This window comes from Bacteroides sp. AR29 (assembly GCF_900217715.1).
Taxonomy (GTDB): domain Bacteria; phylum Bacteroidota; class Bacteroidia; order Bacteroidales; family Bacteroidaceae; genus Bacteroides; species Bacteroides uniformis.
In genome coordinates, this window is sequence record NZ_OBMS01000012.1 from 107,981 (window position 1) to 122,101 (window position 14,121).

Sequence of the window (14,121 nt, forward strand, 5' to 3'; positions counted from 1 at the left end):
TTCCAATTCTATATGGTTCTTATTCGAAAATCAGTTCCACGTCATCCACTAAAAGGGTACTTCCGGGCGCACCTTCAAAAGTTGCCCCGTCCTTGCTGGATGCAAAAATGATACTTAGTTTATATTTTCCTTTTGCCAGTTTGGTTTCATCTATTTCTTTTCCATATCTCTGATAGTCAAAAGGAATGTCGAAAGCTTCCCAATCATCGGTTTCGTGGGGATTGGATATTAGAGCTAAAGCTACCATACTGGGATGTTCATAGTTCTGGTTTGGCAGATTTCCATCCAATATTACTTCCGTAACTTCTCCTGCTTCGTTGTAACTTTCGCCTTCATAAAAGATTGCATAGATGTTCATCACATCTTTACGGTCGGTGTATCCGCCGTTTTCATAAAAACGTTCACCGGCTTTGTACTTGTACCAACCTTTTAGACGTGAGGGCTTATAACAGAAAGGAGTGCCGAAATGTGTGGCTTTCAATGGGCTGGTGAGAGCATTCGTCATATCAAACTCACCGATAAACAAATTTCCGGCAGCTATCGGCATACCTACCATTGCTCCCAGAGAGCCGGTAAGCCGAGTTTCTAATTTGGCACACTTTCCGTTTTTACCATTGTCATATTGTGACGTAGGGTAATTTTCAGTAGCTGATGAACTGGCTGCCCAGTTGAATCCTTCATTTCCACTGGCCCATGTCAGTTCCAATCCGTCTTGTTCTTCATAGAACTCCTGATATTTGTATTTGGGGTTAATTCCATTGATAAGTCGTATGTCTTCAAAATGGAATTCATTTGGGATGTCTGATACCGATTGTTCGCGTACACCGATGGAATATACTCGCTGCCAAGCCTTGTTCTCGGAAGTTACGGTATACTTTACCCTTTTTCCGTCAGAGAAATCGTGTTCACTACCACTTTCCGGACTAATGGTAGCGCCCGGCGTCAACTCAAACAGGGGGGATAGTTTGTTTAAAGGAGTGCCCTCTTTTACTTTTACTAATATGGGGTAGGCCTGCAGATTATCATTGTAAGACGGATTTAAATTGAAACGAGCGCTTGCCAGTACATCTTCTTCAAAAGAGATGCCTGTTATATCAGCTTCAGCATTGGGTGCTTCATCTTTTATGCACGATGCCATCAATATTCCGAAAAGTGAATAGAGTATGAATAATTTGTTTAGTCTCATGCTTTTTAATTTAATTCTATTAATTTTTCAAGCAACAAAACTACTTCTTTTTTCTCTAATAGCAGGTTTTTATGAGCTTATTTAACAAAAAAACGGCAATAGGTGCTTTACTATTGCCGTTTTATATATAGAAAATGTTCTATTTTTAATTATCTGAGCCGATATGTACGATTTTTCTTTTGGCTCTTACTGGCTTTTCCTTTACAACTTCCACTTTCTGTTCGGGAGTTATACCTGCTAATTCCGGGTCAATCATGATACGGCCACAATATTCGCAAACGATAATTTTCTTGCGTGAGCGGATGTCCAATTGTCTCTGGGGCGGAATCTTGTTGAAGCAACCACCGCAAGCATCACGCTGTACGTATACAATACCCAGTCCATTGCGTGAATTCTTACGGATACGTTTGAAGGACTGAAGCAGACGGGGTTCAATCTTTGTTTCCAGTTCTTTGGCTTTGTCTCTCAGCTTCTCTTCCTCTTGCTTGGTCTCGGAGATGATTTCGTCCAGTTCGCTCTTCTTTACGTCGAGGTCTTTTTGTCTTTCTTCCAGAGCAGCAGTGCTTTCTGCTACTTCCTGAGATTTTTCTTCCTCTTGTGCGGCAAATTCCTTGATACGCTTTTCGCAGAGTTCGATTTCCAATGTCTGGAATTCGATTTCCTTGCTTAAGAAGTCATATTCGCGGTTGTTGCGTACGTTGTCCTGCTGGTCTTTATATTTAGCTACAGAAGCCTTTGCGGTTTCAATTTCAACTTTCTTTCCTGCAATGGAGGATTTCAACTCGGCAACTTCTGCCTTGATTCTGTCTATACGGGTACTCAGACCGGCTATTTCGTCTTCCAAGTCCTGTACTTCCAGTGGAAGTTCACCTCTCAACGTCTTGATTTCATCGATTTTGGACAGCATTGTCTGCAATTGGAACAAAGCTTTCAACTTCTGTTCTACGGTTAATTCCTGAGGATCTTTTTTTGCTTCTTTAGCCATTTTACTTACATGTATTTTATGGGGTTTGTATTCACTTTGGTCATCTGAACCTCAAAATGAGGAAACAAATCCCGGATTATTGTATAAAATATTTCTTTCGTATATTGCTCACTTTCATAATGCCCTATTTCAGCCAATAATATATCGGTATCATGTCCGAAATAGTCATGGTATTTTATCTCGCCGGTGATAAAGACATCTGCACGGTTGCGGATGGCAAGCGGCATTAGGAAAGCGCCGGCGCCGCCACATAATGCAACAGTCTGTATTTCCCGCCCGAGGAGTTTGTTATGTCTGAGACACCCTACTTCGAAGGTTTTCTTTATCCGTTTCAGGAATTCAAGTTCTGTCTCCGGTACTTCCAATTCGCCAATGACACCGGCTCCGGCTTGTGGCCATGAGTTTTGCAAGGGATAAATATCATAGACCGGTTCTTCATATGGATGTGCCGCAAGCAGTGCCTTGACAGTTGCCGCTTTTTTGTAGGCGGGTATGATTGTCTCAATACGTACTTCACGTTCGGTATGCAGCTCCCCTATCGCTCCACAGTATGGGGTGGCACCTTCCCGGGCTCGGAATGTCCCCTCGCCTTCCATGTTATAACTGCACAAATCATAGTTGCCGATATTGCCGCATCCAGCGTCGAACAAGGCTTTCCTCACGTCTTCCGCTTGGGCGGTCGGTACAAATGTGGTCAGCTTTACCAGCGCATTTTCCTTGGCTTCCAGGATACGGACATTCTTCAAACCGATTTTCTCGGCAATCTTGAAGTTCACTCCTCCCGGTGCATTATCCAGGTTAGTGTGCGCAGCATAAACAACGATGTCATTCTTGATGGCTTTCAAGATACAACGTTCCACATAATCCCTGCCCGTGATGGATTTATACCCTTTGAAAATGAGAGGGTGATGTGATATAACCACATTATATCCCAATGCAATGGCTTCATCCAGTACAGCTTCAGTAACGTCAAGACACAACAAAGCCCCTGTTGCTTCCGCATCTGTCAATCCGATTTGCAGGCCGGCATTATCAAATCCGTCTTGCAATGGCAGAGGCGCGAACCGTTCAAGGGCGCTTACTAATTCCTTAATTTTCATTGTGAACAGAAAATTTGGTTGCAAATATAGTAAAAAGCAATGGATTGAGAATGTTTTTTATTCTTTTTATAAAATATCAGTAACAAATTTGAGTAATAGACGGTTTTCTTCCAACAAAAACTCTTATCGAAAAATGTTTTATCACGAAAAAGACTATCTTTGCGAGCGATTATTATAAAACTAAATCTATGAAAACTAAAAAACTATTCGGAATTTTATCGCTCTTGATTATAATTGGTGTGACCTCTTGTAACAGTGATACTCCACAAGACAATGTAGAAAACATTAAAATGAAGGTCTCTTCCGAGATTGGCACTTACCAGCCTTGGGGAAGTGATCATTTCATTGATTGTATGTTGGTAAAGGAGGAAGGTAAAAATGAATATGAAGCGTTGGACTTTTTAGGAATTGCCGGGTTTGATTATAGCAAGGGGTATGAATACACCTTATTGGTGAAAAAAACAACTTTGCTCAACCCTCCCGCCGATGCCAGTAATATTGCATACGAACTGGTCGAGGTGTTATCAAAATTCGGAGTAGAATATGAATATACAATAGAGGTTGATGGACCCAATCCTTTTATTCTTTCTCCTGATGGAGGAAAATATGAGATTCCTTTTGCATGCAAAAGAAAAAAATATGTAGCAGGCGAGTTTACTGAAGAAGAATATGCTCCTTTAAAAGGATTGAGATATAATATGGGGACCAATTATGGAACCTATACAAGCATTATAAAAGATGGTGATACAGTTGGATTATATAAGTTTGTAATCGAGGGTATTGAGCCTTATAATATGGAAGGAACTCCCTGGTGGTATTATGGTATTTATCCTGCTGATGCAGATTTTTTCTCTGAAACAGAGCCGGAACCTATCTACAAACAATTGTTTGAACAACCGCAAACGGAAGGTGAAGAACATTTTATATATCCGATAATATATGCTTCATCGGGTACGTTTGATTAGTTGGACACATTATTCTCCTTTATTATGAAAACATTACTTGTTTTGTTTCTTTTCCTTTTATCGTTATTGTCTTGTCAGGATACGAACCGTTCCGGTAAAGATGTATCTGAGGATATGGAGGAGCCGGTAGATACTACTCCCAAGGCTACGGCTATCTTTTGGGTAGACAAGGATAAAGATTATCAGGCTAAGAAAAAAGACGGTCCTCTTTCTCTACGCACCGTCAAGGCAAGGGTAGAGATTGATTCGCTGGGAAAAGTTAATCTGCTGGCATATACCAAGCCGCAAAGTCAACGCATCAAAAGTTACCTGCAGTATAGGCTTGAAGAATTCCGTGTAAAGAAAGTGATGTTGGACAGCGGCTTTGTGAAACCGGGCGTACAATATGTGCAGCTACGCTATCTCCCCGGAAAACTGGATGCCCACCACCGTTGAAGTTATTTATGCTCCTTTTTTCCCTTCTTCTCTACCATCACCGGCAGTAGCTTGCCGTAGGCATCGAACGACTTGCGGGAAGCCAGAGAGATTGTAATCATCAGTGACAGCATGGAGGCGGTAAAGGTGATGACCATAATCATCATCTGATATTTGATGGCCACATTCGGGCTGCTGCCACCCAATATCTGGCCAATCATGGTTCCCGGAAAAGCAACCAGCCCCATCACGGATATATTGGCAATCAGCGGACTGAAGGATTTGATGATGGCTTGGCGGATGAAAGGTGCCTGTGCTTCCGCTTTTGTAGCACCATTGCCGAGAAGATACCGGTAAAGCTGTTGTTCCCGTTTCAGTCCACTATAATAGGTGTTGAGGGCTATGACGTTACTGGATAGCATGTTGCCCATCAGTATGCCGAAAATAGGGATGAAATACCGGGCGCTGAATACGTTTTCCACTCTCAGTACTATTCCGATAAAGTACAAGCCTACACATACTACACTGCATAAGAAACCTGCGGATATGGGCAGGAGCAGAATCTTCCTCTTCAATTGTGTTCGTGCCAATGCCGTCTGCGATGCTACAAATATCATGACAATTACCCATAGAAAGTTTATCCACGGGTTATCCCATAAAAAGAGGTAGTTCAAGTATATGCCGATGAAGAACAACTGGACAATCATGCGTGCTGTACCTATCACAGTAGCGCGCAACAGTCCGGTCTTGAACTTCCAGATGTAAAACAGCGGTATTAATAATAGCAATAATCCGATGCCCAGGCTGAGGTATGATATATCTATGGTTCCCAATAGTGTGTATGTTATTTCATGATTATATGTCGGTCACATCCGTTGGCGAATCTTTTGTCATGGGATACGGTCAGTATGGCACTTCCATTTTCTGTCTGCCTGCGGAAGAAAGAGAGTACTTTTTCCGCGGAACCGGAGTCGAGAGCGGAAGTCGGTTCATCGACAATGGTCAGTGGTTTGCCAATCATTGAGGCTACGGCTATCATCATCCGTTGGCGTTGGCCTCCGGATATTTCGTTCACCCGTTTGTAATATAACTCTTGTTCCAGACCCAAATCCTCGAAACATGCAAATAAACGGGTTTCAGAAAAGGGTGTACCCCGGTTTGCCTTTAAACCGAAGGGCAATTGTACCATGTCCTTTACCCATTCCAGCGGCAATGCCAGTTCTTGTGGAATCCATGCAGTCTGCTTACGGACAACGTCGACGTTTCCTTTATCCAGCAGAATGCCGTTCAAGACGATGCGTCCTTCTTTTAACGGAGTAAATCCAAGTATGGCATTCAGCAGTGACGACTTTCCGCATCCCGAAGGGCCGGAGATACTGGCTATCTCTCCCCTTTCCAATTGCAGGTTGAAACCCGAGAAAAGTATATCGTTGCCGTAGGCGATACTGGCATTTTCTATTTGCAGCATGGTGTTCCTTTAATCTTTCTGTATCGCAAAGATAGTGCAAAAAAATATTTGTGCTATCTTTGACGCACTAATTAATTCAGGAAAGAAAGACTATGATACAGAATGAACGGGATTGCCGCCACGAACATGTGCTTGACGTGGCAAGGCAAATGCTGACTGCTGCGCGCACGGCACCGAAAGGAAAAGGTATTGATGTGATTGAAGCTGCGCTGGTTACGGGTGAAGACATTAAGAAGCTGTCTGAAAAGATGGTCGCTATGGTTGAAGAGCACGGTATGAAGTTCTTTCTCCGTGATGCGGACAACATTTTGCAGGCTGAATGTGTAATTATAATAGGTACGCGCGAGCAGACGCAAAGTTTGAATTGCGGACACTGCGGTTTTCCCACTTGTGCCGGTCGTCCGGAGGGAGTACCTTGTGCTTTGAATACGGTGGATGTAGGGATAGCTGTAGGTTCGGCTTGTGCCATGGCTGCCGATTTGAGGGTGGATACCCGTGTGATGTTTTCTGCCGGACTTGCCGCCCAGCGTTTGGATTGGCTGAAAGAATGCAAGACAGTCTTTGCCATTCCGGTGAGTGCATCCTCCAAGAATCCGTTCTTCGACCGGAAACCGAAGGAAGATAAGTGATAATTGACGAGTAGAGGTTTACAATCATAGAGTAGAGGTTTAGAAGTCTGAAGTAGAGGTTTGGCAATTCTAAACCTAAGGTTTATTCTCCCTCTCTCTGCTAACTTAAAAAGTAACGAATTAGAAAAGATAAATAATATGGGATATTTTGTAGGACTGCCGCTGGGTGGTGCCGCAGAGAAGGACTGTCAGGTGCGTTTTGGCAAGAATATGACTTTTCAGGTAGAGACACGTGCTCCCCACTTGCCTGCCGAATGGGCTTTGCAAAGCGGCATACAGCTTACATGGCCCCATGCGGGTACAGACTGGACCTATATGTTGGACGAAGTGCAGGAATGTTTTGTAGCCATTGCCCACGAAATAGCCGCCCGGGAGACATTGCTGATTGTAACCCCAGAACCGGATGAGGTGAAGAAACAGATTCTCGGCAGGGTGAATATGGAAAATGTCCGTTTCCTGAAGTGTGAGACGAATGATACTTGGGCACGCGACCATGGAGCCATCACCCTACTGGATGCTGACGGTGTATCTCTGCTCGACTTTAAGTTCAACGGGTGGGGATTGAAGTTTGCATCCGATAAGGATAATTTGATTACGCGTCGTGCGGTGGAGTCGGAAGTGATGAAAGGAAAGTATGTAAATCGCTTGGGGTTTGTCCTTGAAGGCGGTTCCATCGAAAGTGACGGCATGGGTACGTTGCTCACCACCTCCGAATGCCTGCTTTCGCCTAACCGGAACGGACAGATGAACCGGGTGGAAATTGAGGAATATCTTCGTTCCGTTTTTCACCTGCAACGTGTTCTTTGGCTGGACCACGGTTATTTGGCAGGTGACGATACGGACAGTCATATAGACACGCTGGCCCGTTTCTGCCCTGCCGACACGATAGCCTATGTACAATGCAAGGATGCGGATGATGAGCATTACGAAGAACTGCATCGCATGGAGGAGCAACTGAAGACTTTCCGTACGTTGAAGGGGGAACCTTACCGTTTGCTGGCTTTGCCCATGGCCGATAAGATAGAAGAGGAAGGGGAACGGCTTCCTGCCACTTACGCTAATTTCTTGATTCTGAATGATGCAGTGCTTTACCCCACCTATCGCCAGCCGGAGAATGATGCCCGCGCGGGGGAAGTGTTGCGGGAGGCTTTTCCCGGTTATGAAATTATCGGGATAGATTGCCGTGCTTTGATTAAGCAACACGGCTCTTTGCATTGTGTTACCATGCAATATCCCGTAGGGGTGTTGAAGTAATGTCGATTATACATAGTAAAACAATAAACCATAGAATAAGATGACAAGAAAAATAAAAGTAGGTATTATCCAGCAGGCCAATACCAAGGACCTCAGGACTAATTTAATGAATTTGGCCAAAAGTATAGAGGCATGTGCGGCGCATGGGGCTCAATTGGTTGTTTTGCAGGAGCTGCATAACTCTCTGTATTTCTGTCAGACGGAAAACACGCAGTTGTTCGACTTGGCAGAACCGATTCCCGGTCCTTCTACGGGATTCTATTCAGAGTTGGCTGCTGCCAACGATATTGTGCTGGTCACTTCTCTGTTCGAGAAACGCGCTCCCGGATTGTATCATAACACAGCGGTTGTTTTTGAACGTGACGGCAGCATTGCCGGGAAATACCGGAAGATGCATATTCCTGATGACCCCGCCTATTATGAGAAATTCTATTTTACTCCCGGTGATATAGGCTTCGAACCTATTCAGACATCTTTGGGCAAATTGGGAGTTTTGGTGTGCTGGGACCAATGGTATCCGGAAGCAGCACGTCTGATGGCGCTGAAGGGAGCTGAAATACTGATATATCCTACGGCTATCGGTTGGGAAAGCAGTGATACGGATGATGAAAAGGCGCGTCAGCTCAATGCTTGGATTATCTCCCAGCGTGGACATGCTGTGGCCAACGGCTTGCCGGTTGTTTCAGTGAACCGTGTGGGACATGAGCCGGATCCTTCCATGCAGACCAATGGTATCTTGTTTTGGGGAAATAGTTTTGTGGCCGGACCGCAAGGCGAGTTCCTGGCCCAAGCAGGAAACGAACGGCCGGAAAATATCGTTGTAGAGGTGGACTTGGAACGTTCGGAAAATGTACGCCGTTGGTGGCCTTTCCTGCGCGACCGCAGAATTGATGCCTATGCCGGATTGACAAAACGATTTCTTGACTGATAACGACGGGGATCTCTGGGGGAGAACTAACGGAATGTCACCCGTTTGTTCATCAGGAAATTGACACTTCCGTAGATGAATAATCCCAGGAACTGGGCAAGGTATTCGTTGCAGTCCAGTCCCTCCACCAGCCCTATGAGGAAAAGGAATTGCGCTCCGTAAGCCATTCCGAAAGCTATAGAAAAGAGCAGCACTTGTCGCCAAGTGTTGCTCTTTTTTTCTGTAGGGAATATCCAATACTTGCACCAGATGAAGTTGTGTATCTGTGCAAGTATATATGCGGTTACATTGGAGAGCATATAGTTGATGTCCAGTTCGTCCATCATTACCCAAACGGTAACAGCCATAATCAAGGCATTCAGCGTGCCGATTACCGCAAAACGAAAAATGCGTGCAGACTCTTTCACTCTCCTACTCTGTATCTGCTTTTACTCTTTCACTTCAACAGTCAGATTCAGTTCGTCCAGCTGCTTCTGGTCAATAGCCGAAGGTGCATCCAGCATTACATCGCGTCCACTGTTGTTTTTGGGGAATGCAATGCAGTCGCGGATACTGTCGAGACCTGCGAAGATGCTGACCCAACGGTCCAGACCGTATGCCAGACCACCGTGAGGAGGTGCACCGTATTTGAAGGCATTCATCAGGAAGCCGAACTGCTCCTGAGCCTTCTCGGGAGTGAATCCGAGAATCTCGAACATTTTGGCCTGCAACTGTGCATCGTGGATACGGATGGAACCTCCACCCACTTCAATACCGTTGCACACCATGTCGTATGCATCTGCACGGACAGCTGCCGGGTCTGTATCCAGCAAAGGAATATCTTCGTCTTTCGGATGGGTGAACGGGTGGTGCATAGCCATCAGGCGGCCTTCTTCATCGCTCCACTCAAACATCGGGAAGTCAACCACCCAAAGGCAGACGAACTTGTTCTTGTCGCGCAATCCCAGTTGGTTACCCATTTCAAGGCGCAACTCGTTCAGTTGCTTGCGGGTCTTCATGGCGTCGTCACCGCTCAGAATCAGAATCAGGTCACCCGGCTTGGCGTTGAAAGCAGCCTTCATTTCCTGCAATACTTCCTGCGCATAGAACTTGTCGACACTTGATTTTACGTTGCCGTCTGCCTCTACGCGCGCGTATACCATACCTTTGGCACCGATTTGCGGTCTTTTCACGAATTCGGTCAGTGCATCCAGCTGTTTGCGTGTATAGTGTGCGGCGCCTTCTGCGCAGATACCGCCGATGTAGGCGGCATTGTCGAATACCGGGAATCCGTGTCCCTTCATGATGTCCATCAGTTCCACGAACTTCATGCCGAAACGGAGGTCGGGCTTGTCGCTGCCGTAATATTTCATGGCGTCTGCCCATGGCATGCGCATGAACGGCTCGTTCATCTCTACGCCACGGATTTCCTTGAACAGATATTTGGCCATGCCTTCGAAGAGGTTGATGACGTCATCCTGCTCCACAAAAGACATTTCGCAGTCAATCTGTGTGAATTCCGGCTGGCGGTCGGCACGCAGGTCTTCGTCACGGAAGCATTTGGCTATCTGGAAGTAACGGTCGAAACCGGAAACCATCAACAACTGTTTCAGTGTCTGCGGGCTTTGAGGCAAGGCATAGAATTGTCCCGGGTTCATGCGTGATGGAACGACGAAATCGCGTGCACCTTCGGGCGTGGAGCCTACCAGAATCGGAGTTTCCACTTCGATGAATCCCTGGCTGTCCAGGTATTTGCGTACTTCAATTGTCATTTTATGGCGAAGCTCCAGATTGCTGCGTACATTGGCACGGCGCAGGTCTAGATAACGGTACTTCATGCGGATATCGTCGCCACCGTCCGTATTTTCCTCGATGGTGAAGGGAGGGGTCAGCGATGAGTTCAGAACATCCAGTTCCGATACGATGATTTCAATGTCTCCCGTCGGGATATGCTGGTTTTTGCTGAAACGTTCGTTGACGGTACCCTTAACCTGGATTACGAATTCACGGCCCAAGCGGTTGGCACGCTCGCAAAGTTCGGCATTCACCTCTTCGTTGAACACTAATTGGGTAATTCCGTAACGGTCGCGGAGGTCAATGAAAGTCATGCCTCCCATCTTACGGCTGCGCTGTACCCAACCTGCCAGCGTCACTTGCTTGTTAACATCGGAGATACGGAGTTCTCCGCAGGTGTGTGATCTATACATCTTTTTATTTACTGTTTGACGATTTACTTATTTACTATTTTGAACATGCAAAAATACATAAAACATATTATATGGCGCATCAAAAGGGGAAAGTTATTTTCAGAAACTCCTTTAGTACCTTTTTTACAACATTACATTTTTGTCAGTTTCTTGAATTGCCTTTTGCCTTTATCCAGTATCATCTTGTTTTTATGGGCGATGTCTTCCACAAAAGCATCATTAATTTGTTTCAGTCCGTTGATATAGTCTTGTGCCCGCTGCAAGACATTCGAAGTGTCTTTTTCCGCATCCCGGGGAACAATGACCTGCAGTCCTTTCTTCATAATCTTTACATCTACATTCTCTCCCATCATCATCGGGTCGCCGTCAAAGTGGACTACCCCCGGTTTAGAACGGTGAATACGGAGTGTCTGGCAACGGAACGTCTTAATCCGGCTGTTCTGGTCAATGGTCTTGTTGAAGAGCTGGAAAGAGAGCGACGGTACATCGAGCACAGTGAACGGCTCGAGTATGGTGACGTCCAGCAGTCCGTCGTTCAAGGTGGCTTGTGGGGCAATATACGCATTGTTTCCATATTGCGATGCGTTTCCGCAGGCTATCAGGAACGCCTTGTATCGCAGGGTGCTGCCGTCCATTTCCAGTTCATAGGTTTCCGGACGGTACTTCAGGCTTTCGAGCAGAGTCTTTTCCAGATAAGTGAGTGGTCCTCTCCTTCCCGCCTTGGAGAATTGCAGGCTTACAAATGCGTCGAATCCCACGCCGCAGGTGCAGAAGAAAGGCACATCGTTGATTTTTCCGTAGTCAATGATGTCTATCAGTCCGTCATTGATGATGTCGATGGCCTTTTTCGGCTCCATCGGAATCTGCAGATGGCGGGCAAGTCCGTTGCCGGAACCGCAGGGAATGATGCCCAAAGCGGTTTTTGTATGTACCAGTGAGCGGGCTATCTCATTGATGGTGCCGTCTCCTCCTATGGCGATGACGGCATGTGCATCTTCTTGTGCCTTCTGTGCCGCTATCTCTACGGCATGGCCTGCCCGTTCGGTATAAATCACTTCTTGTGCATACCTTTCCTTATCCAGTTTTTCATCGAGCCACTTCAGTATCTGCTCCTTACTCTGAGTGCCGGATATGGGGTTTATGATGAATGCTATTTTCTTCTTGTTTTCGTTCATGCAAGGGTTGTTGCTATGCAGGTTTTCCAACTGGCAAAAGTAATATAAATATCTGAAAAATTAACCACATAATTCTTTTTAAAATAAGTATAAGTAGTTTTTTTAATGTAAATAGAACATATACCGACATATTTTGCTATCTTTGCCCCCTGTTTTTTAAGACTTGTATTTAATAGAATTAAATATTCATTATATAAAAGATATTTCATGGGTTTACTACAAGACAAATTTGCGAAATACGACCTGCCGCAGCAGTTTATGGCAAAAGGCGTATATCCTTATTTCCGCACAATTAACAGCCATCAGGATACAGAGGTAATGATGGATGGTAAAAAGGTTCTGATGTTCGGCTCTAATGCATATATGGGACTGACATATGACAAGCGTATCATTGATGCCTCGATAGCTGCCACAGAAAAATATGGCACCGGTTGTGCAGGTTCCCGCTTTCTGAACGGAACACTCGATATACATGTTGAACTGGAGAAGGAATTGGCTGAATTCGTAGGAAAAGATGAAGCACTCTGTTTTTCTACCGGATTTACTGTAAACGAAGGTATTATTCCTGCCGTTGTAGGCCGTGGGGATTATATTATTTGTGATGACCGTGACCACGCTTCCATTGTAGATGGCCGCCGTCTTGCATTTGCCACTCAGTTGAAGTACAAGCATAACGATATGGAGGCTTTGGAAAAAGAACTCCAGAAATGCGAACCGGATGCTGTAAAGCTGATTGTTGTGGATGGAGTATTTTCCATGGAAGGTGACTTGGCCAATCTGCCTGAGATTGTCCGCCTGAAGAAGAAATACAATGCCAGCATTTATGTGGACGAAGCTCACGGCTTGGGAGTATTCGGAAAACAAGGCCGTGGCGTTTGCGATCATTTCGGTGTTACCGAAGATGTAGACCTGATTATGGGTACATTCAGCAAGTCGTTGGCTTCTATCGGCGGTTTTGTGGCTGGAGACAAGGCGGTAATCAATTGGCTGCGCCACAATGCCCGTTCCTATATATTCCAGGCAAGTAGCACACCTGCTGCTACGGCTGCAGCTCGCGAGGCGCTTCACATCATCAAGTCCGAACCTGAACGCATCCAACGTCTGTGGGACATCACTAACTATGCTTTGAAGAAGTTCCGCGATGCAGGCTTCGAAATCGGTGAGACAGAATCTCCTATCATTCCTCTCTATGTGCGTGATACAGAGAAGACATTTATAGTAACGAAGCTGGCTTTTGACGAAGGTATCTTCATCAACCCGGTTATTCCGCCCGCGTGTGCCCCACAAGATACGCTGGTGCGCGTAGCGTTGATGGCTACCCACACCGTAGAACAAGTGGATTACGCTGTAGAGAAGTTGACCAAATGCTTCAAGGCACTGGATATTATCAAGTAAACTGATTCAAACAGATATTAGGAAAGCCGTTTAATAATGATTAGGCGGCTTTTTGTTTAATACGAAACGGAATAGGGTTAAGATTAAATCGTAAAGTATATGAAAAAGAACTTCTTCATCATTGCTGGAAAATCCAGTGTAAGCTGCCCCCTAAAACCAAGCGATTCTGCCCCCTTGTGCTAAAATAATCCTACCCCCTTGATTCCAATATAAAAATACCCCTGCTTGGCAATGCCCGGCAGGGGATTTTTCGTAGATTTGATTCCCGTCTTGACCGGTGGGATAAAATCATTTCTACTATGACAACAAAGATAGCAAACATCCTCCAATGTTACGCATTGGGGATGGGGATAAAGCAGATAAGCAGGAGCTTTGAGCTTTCCCGCAACACGGTGCGCAGATATGTGCGCCTGTTTCAAGAGTGTGGTATACCGAT

At 45.4% G+C, this 14,121-nt stretch carries 15 protein-coding genes; 7 read left to right on the forward strand and 8 right to left on the reverse strand.

Translation table 11 applies throughout. The features are described from left to right. Positions 1–19 precede the first annotated feature (19 nt). From CSD97_RS09860 to CSD97_RS09870, 3 genes are all read right to left on the reverse strand, one after another. A complete protein-coding gene (locus CSD97_RS09860) occupies positions 20–1,186 on the reverse strand; it encodes a PCMD domain-containing protein (protein ID WP_098032341.1) in 1,167 nt (388 codons plus the stop codon). Between the two features lie 145 nt (positions 1,187–1,331). Beyond that, complete coding sequence (locus tag CSD97_RS09865) at positions 1,332–2,171, reverse strand: C4-type zinc ribbon domain-containing protein (protein WP_005827804.1); 840 nt, start codon at positions 2,169–2,171, stop codon at positions 1,332–1,334. 5 nt (positions 2,172–2,176) lie between these two features. Then, the gene (locus tag CSD97_RS09870) at positions 2,177–3,271 is read right to left on the reverse strand and encodes a Nif3-like dinuclear metal center hexameric protein (protein ID WP_005827806.1); all 1,095 of its coding nucleotides are present in this window, start codon (positions 3,269–3,271) and stop codon (positions 2,177–2,179) included. 188 nt (positions 3,272–3,459) lie between these two features. Here CSD97_RS09870 and CSD97_RS09875 point away from each other — a divergent pair, with 188 nt between their 5' ends. Together CSD97_RS09875 and CSD97_RS09880 are read left to right on the forward strand one after the other, a co-directional pair. Then, positions 3,460–4,236: a DUF4377 domain-containing protein gene (locus CSD97_RS09875; protein WP_098032342.1), complete on the forward strand. Its 777-nt coding sequence runs from the start codon at positions 3,460–3,462 to the stop codon at positions 4,234–4,236. 24 nt (positions 4,237–4,260) lie between these two features. Continuing rightward, a complete protein-coding gene (locus CSD97_RS09880) occupies positions 4,261–4,671 on the forward strand; it encodes a DUF4891 domain-containing protein (protein WP_009038384.1) in 411 nt (136 codons plus the stop codon). 2 nt (positions 4,672–4,673) lie between these two features. Here the strand turns inward: CSD97_RS09880 and CSD97_RS09885 are convergent, their stop codons facing one another. Then, positions 4,674–5,483: an ABC transporter permease gene (locus CSD97_RS09885; protein WP_005827813.1), complete on the reverse strand. Its 810-nt coding sequence runs from the start codon at positions 5,481–5,483 to the stop codon at positions 4,674–4,676. A gap of 11 nt (positions 5,484–5,494) precedes the next feature. Beyond that, positions 5,495–6,118 carry an ATP-binding cassette domain-containing protein gene (locus CSD97_RS09890; protein WP_005827815.1) on the reverse strand — a complete coding sequence of 208 codons (624 nt, stop codon included), beginning with the start codon at positions 6,116–6,118 and terminating at the stop codon, positions 5,495–5,497. Positions 6,119–6,210: 92 nt separating this feature from the next. Between CSD97_RS09890 and CSD97_RS09895 the strand changes: the two genes are divergently transcribed. From CSD97_RS09895 to CSD97_RS09905, 3 genes are all read left to right on the forward strand, one after another. Further along, complete coding sequence (locus CSD97_RS09895) at positions 6,211–6,747, forward strand: DUF2148 domain-containing protein (protein ID WP_098032343.1); 537 nt, start codon at positions 6,211–6,213, stop codon at positions 6,745–6,747. Between the two features lie 138 nt (positions 6,748–6,885). Next, the gene (locus CSD97_RS09900; protein WP_005837171.1) at positions 6,886–8,001 is read left to right on the forward strand and encodes an agmatine deiminase family protein; all 1,116 of its coding nucleotides are present in this window, start codon (positions 6,886–6,888) and stop codon (positions 7,999–8,001) included. 40 nt (positions 8,002–8,041) lie between these two features. After that, entirely contained in the window at positions 8,042–8,929 is an 888-nt protein-coding gene (locus CSD97_RS09905; RefSeq protein WP_005827821.1) for a carbon-nitrogen hydrolase, read from the forward strand. Between the two features lie 26 nt (positions 8,930–8,955). Here CSD97_RS09905 and CSD97_RS09910 read toward each other — a convergent pair whose 3' ends face one another. From CSD97_RS09910 to CSD97_RS09920, 3 genes are all read right to left on the reverse strand, one after another. Next, positions 8,956–9,336, reverse strand: coding sequence for a GtrA family protein (locus CSD97_RS09910; protein ID WP_005827823.1), 381 nt, complete (start codon positions 9,334–9,336; stop codon positions 8,956–8,958). A gap of 21 nt (positions 9,337–9,357) precedes the next feature. Next, positions 9,358–11,115, reverse strand: a complete 1,758-nt coding sequence (gene aspS / locus CSD97_RS09915) for an aspartate--tRNA ligase (protein WP_009038388.1) — start codon at positions 11,113–11,115, stop codon at positions 9,358–9,360. Positions 11,116–11,246: 131 nt separating this feature from the next. Continuing rightward, a complete protein-coding gene (locus CSD97_RS09920; protein ID WP_005827827.1) occupies positions 11,247–12,290 on the reverse strand; it encodes a diacylglycerol kinase family protein in 1,044 nt (347 codons plus the stop codon). A 207-nt stretch (positions 12,291–12,497) separates the two neighbouring features. On the opposite strand from CSD97_RS09920, the gene CSD97_RS09930 reads away from it, so the two are divergent. Both CSD97_RS09930 and CSD97_RS09935 read left to right on the forward strand, forming a co-directional pair. Beyond that, positions 12,498–13,685 (forward strand): aminotransferase class I/II-fold pyridoxal phosphate-dependent enzyme, encoded by a 1,188-nt coding sequence (locus CSD97_RS09930; protein ID WP_022402410.1) that lies wholly within the window; start codon positions 12,498–12,500, stop codon positions 13,683–13,685. Positions 13,686–13,984: 299 nt separating this feature from the next. Continuing rightward, positions 13,985–14,121 (forward strand): helix-turn-helix domain-containing protein (locus CSD97_RS09935; protein ID WP_143272417.1); only part of this gene is annotated, 137 nt, incomplete at its 3' end.

What these genes read in the sequence shown, in the direction of transcription:
- CSD97_RS09860 (WP_098032341.1), bottom strand. Translation starts at nt 1,186, where the DNA reads ATGAGACTAAACAAATTATTCATACTCTATTCACTTTTCGGAATATTG.
- CSD97_RS09865 (WP_005827804.1), bottom strand. Translation starts at nt 2,171, where the DNA reads ATGGCTAAAGAAGCAAAAAAAGATCCTCAGGAATTAACCGTAGAACAG.
- CSD97_RS09870 (WP_005827806.1), bottom strand. Translation starts at nt 3,271, where the DNA reads ATGAAAATTAAGGAATTAGTAAGCGCCCTTGAACGGTTCGCGCCTCTG.
- CSD97_RS09875 (WP_098032342.1), top strand. Translation starts at nt 3,460, where the DNA reads ATGAAAACTAAAAAACTATTCGGAATTTTATCGCTCTTGATTATAATT.
- CSD97_RS09880 (WP_009038384.1), top strand. Translation starts at nt 4,261, where the DNA reads ATGAAAACATTACTTGTTTTGTTTCTTTTCCTTTTATCGTTATTGTCT.
- CSD97_RS09890 (WP_005827815.1), bottom strand. Translation starts at nt 6,118, where the DNA reads ATGCTGCAAATAGAAAATGCCAGTATCGCCTACGGCAACGATATACTT.
- CSD97_RS09895 (WP_098032343.1), top strand. Translation starts at nt 6,211, where the DNA reads ATGATACAGAATGAACGGGATTGCCGCCACGAACATGTGCTTGACGTG.
- CSD97_RS09900 (WP_005837171.1), top strand. Translation starts at nt 6,886, where the DNA reads ATGGGATATTTTGTAGGACTGCCGCTGGGTGGTGCCGCAGAGAAGGAC.
- CSD97_RS09905 (WP_005827821.1), top strand. Translation starts at nt 8,042, where the DNA reads ATGACAAGAAAAATAAAAGTAGGTATTATCCAGCAGGCCAATACCAAG.
- aspS (WP_009038388.1), bottom strand. Translation starts at nt 11,115, where the DNA reads ATGTATAGATCACACACCTGCGGAGAACTCCGTATCTCCGATGTTAAC.
- CSD97_RS09920 (WP_005827827.1), bottom strand. Translation starts at nt 12,290, where the DNA reads ATGAACGAAAACAAGAAGAAAATAGCATTCATCATAAACCCCATATCC.
- CSD97_RS09930 (WP_022402410.1), top strand. Translation starts at nt 12,498, where the DNA reads ATGGGTTTACTACAAGACAAATTTGCGAAATACGACCTGCCGCAGCAG.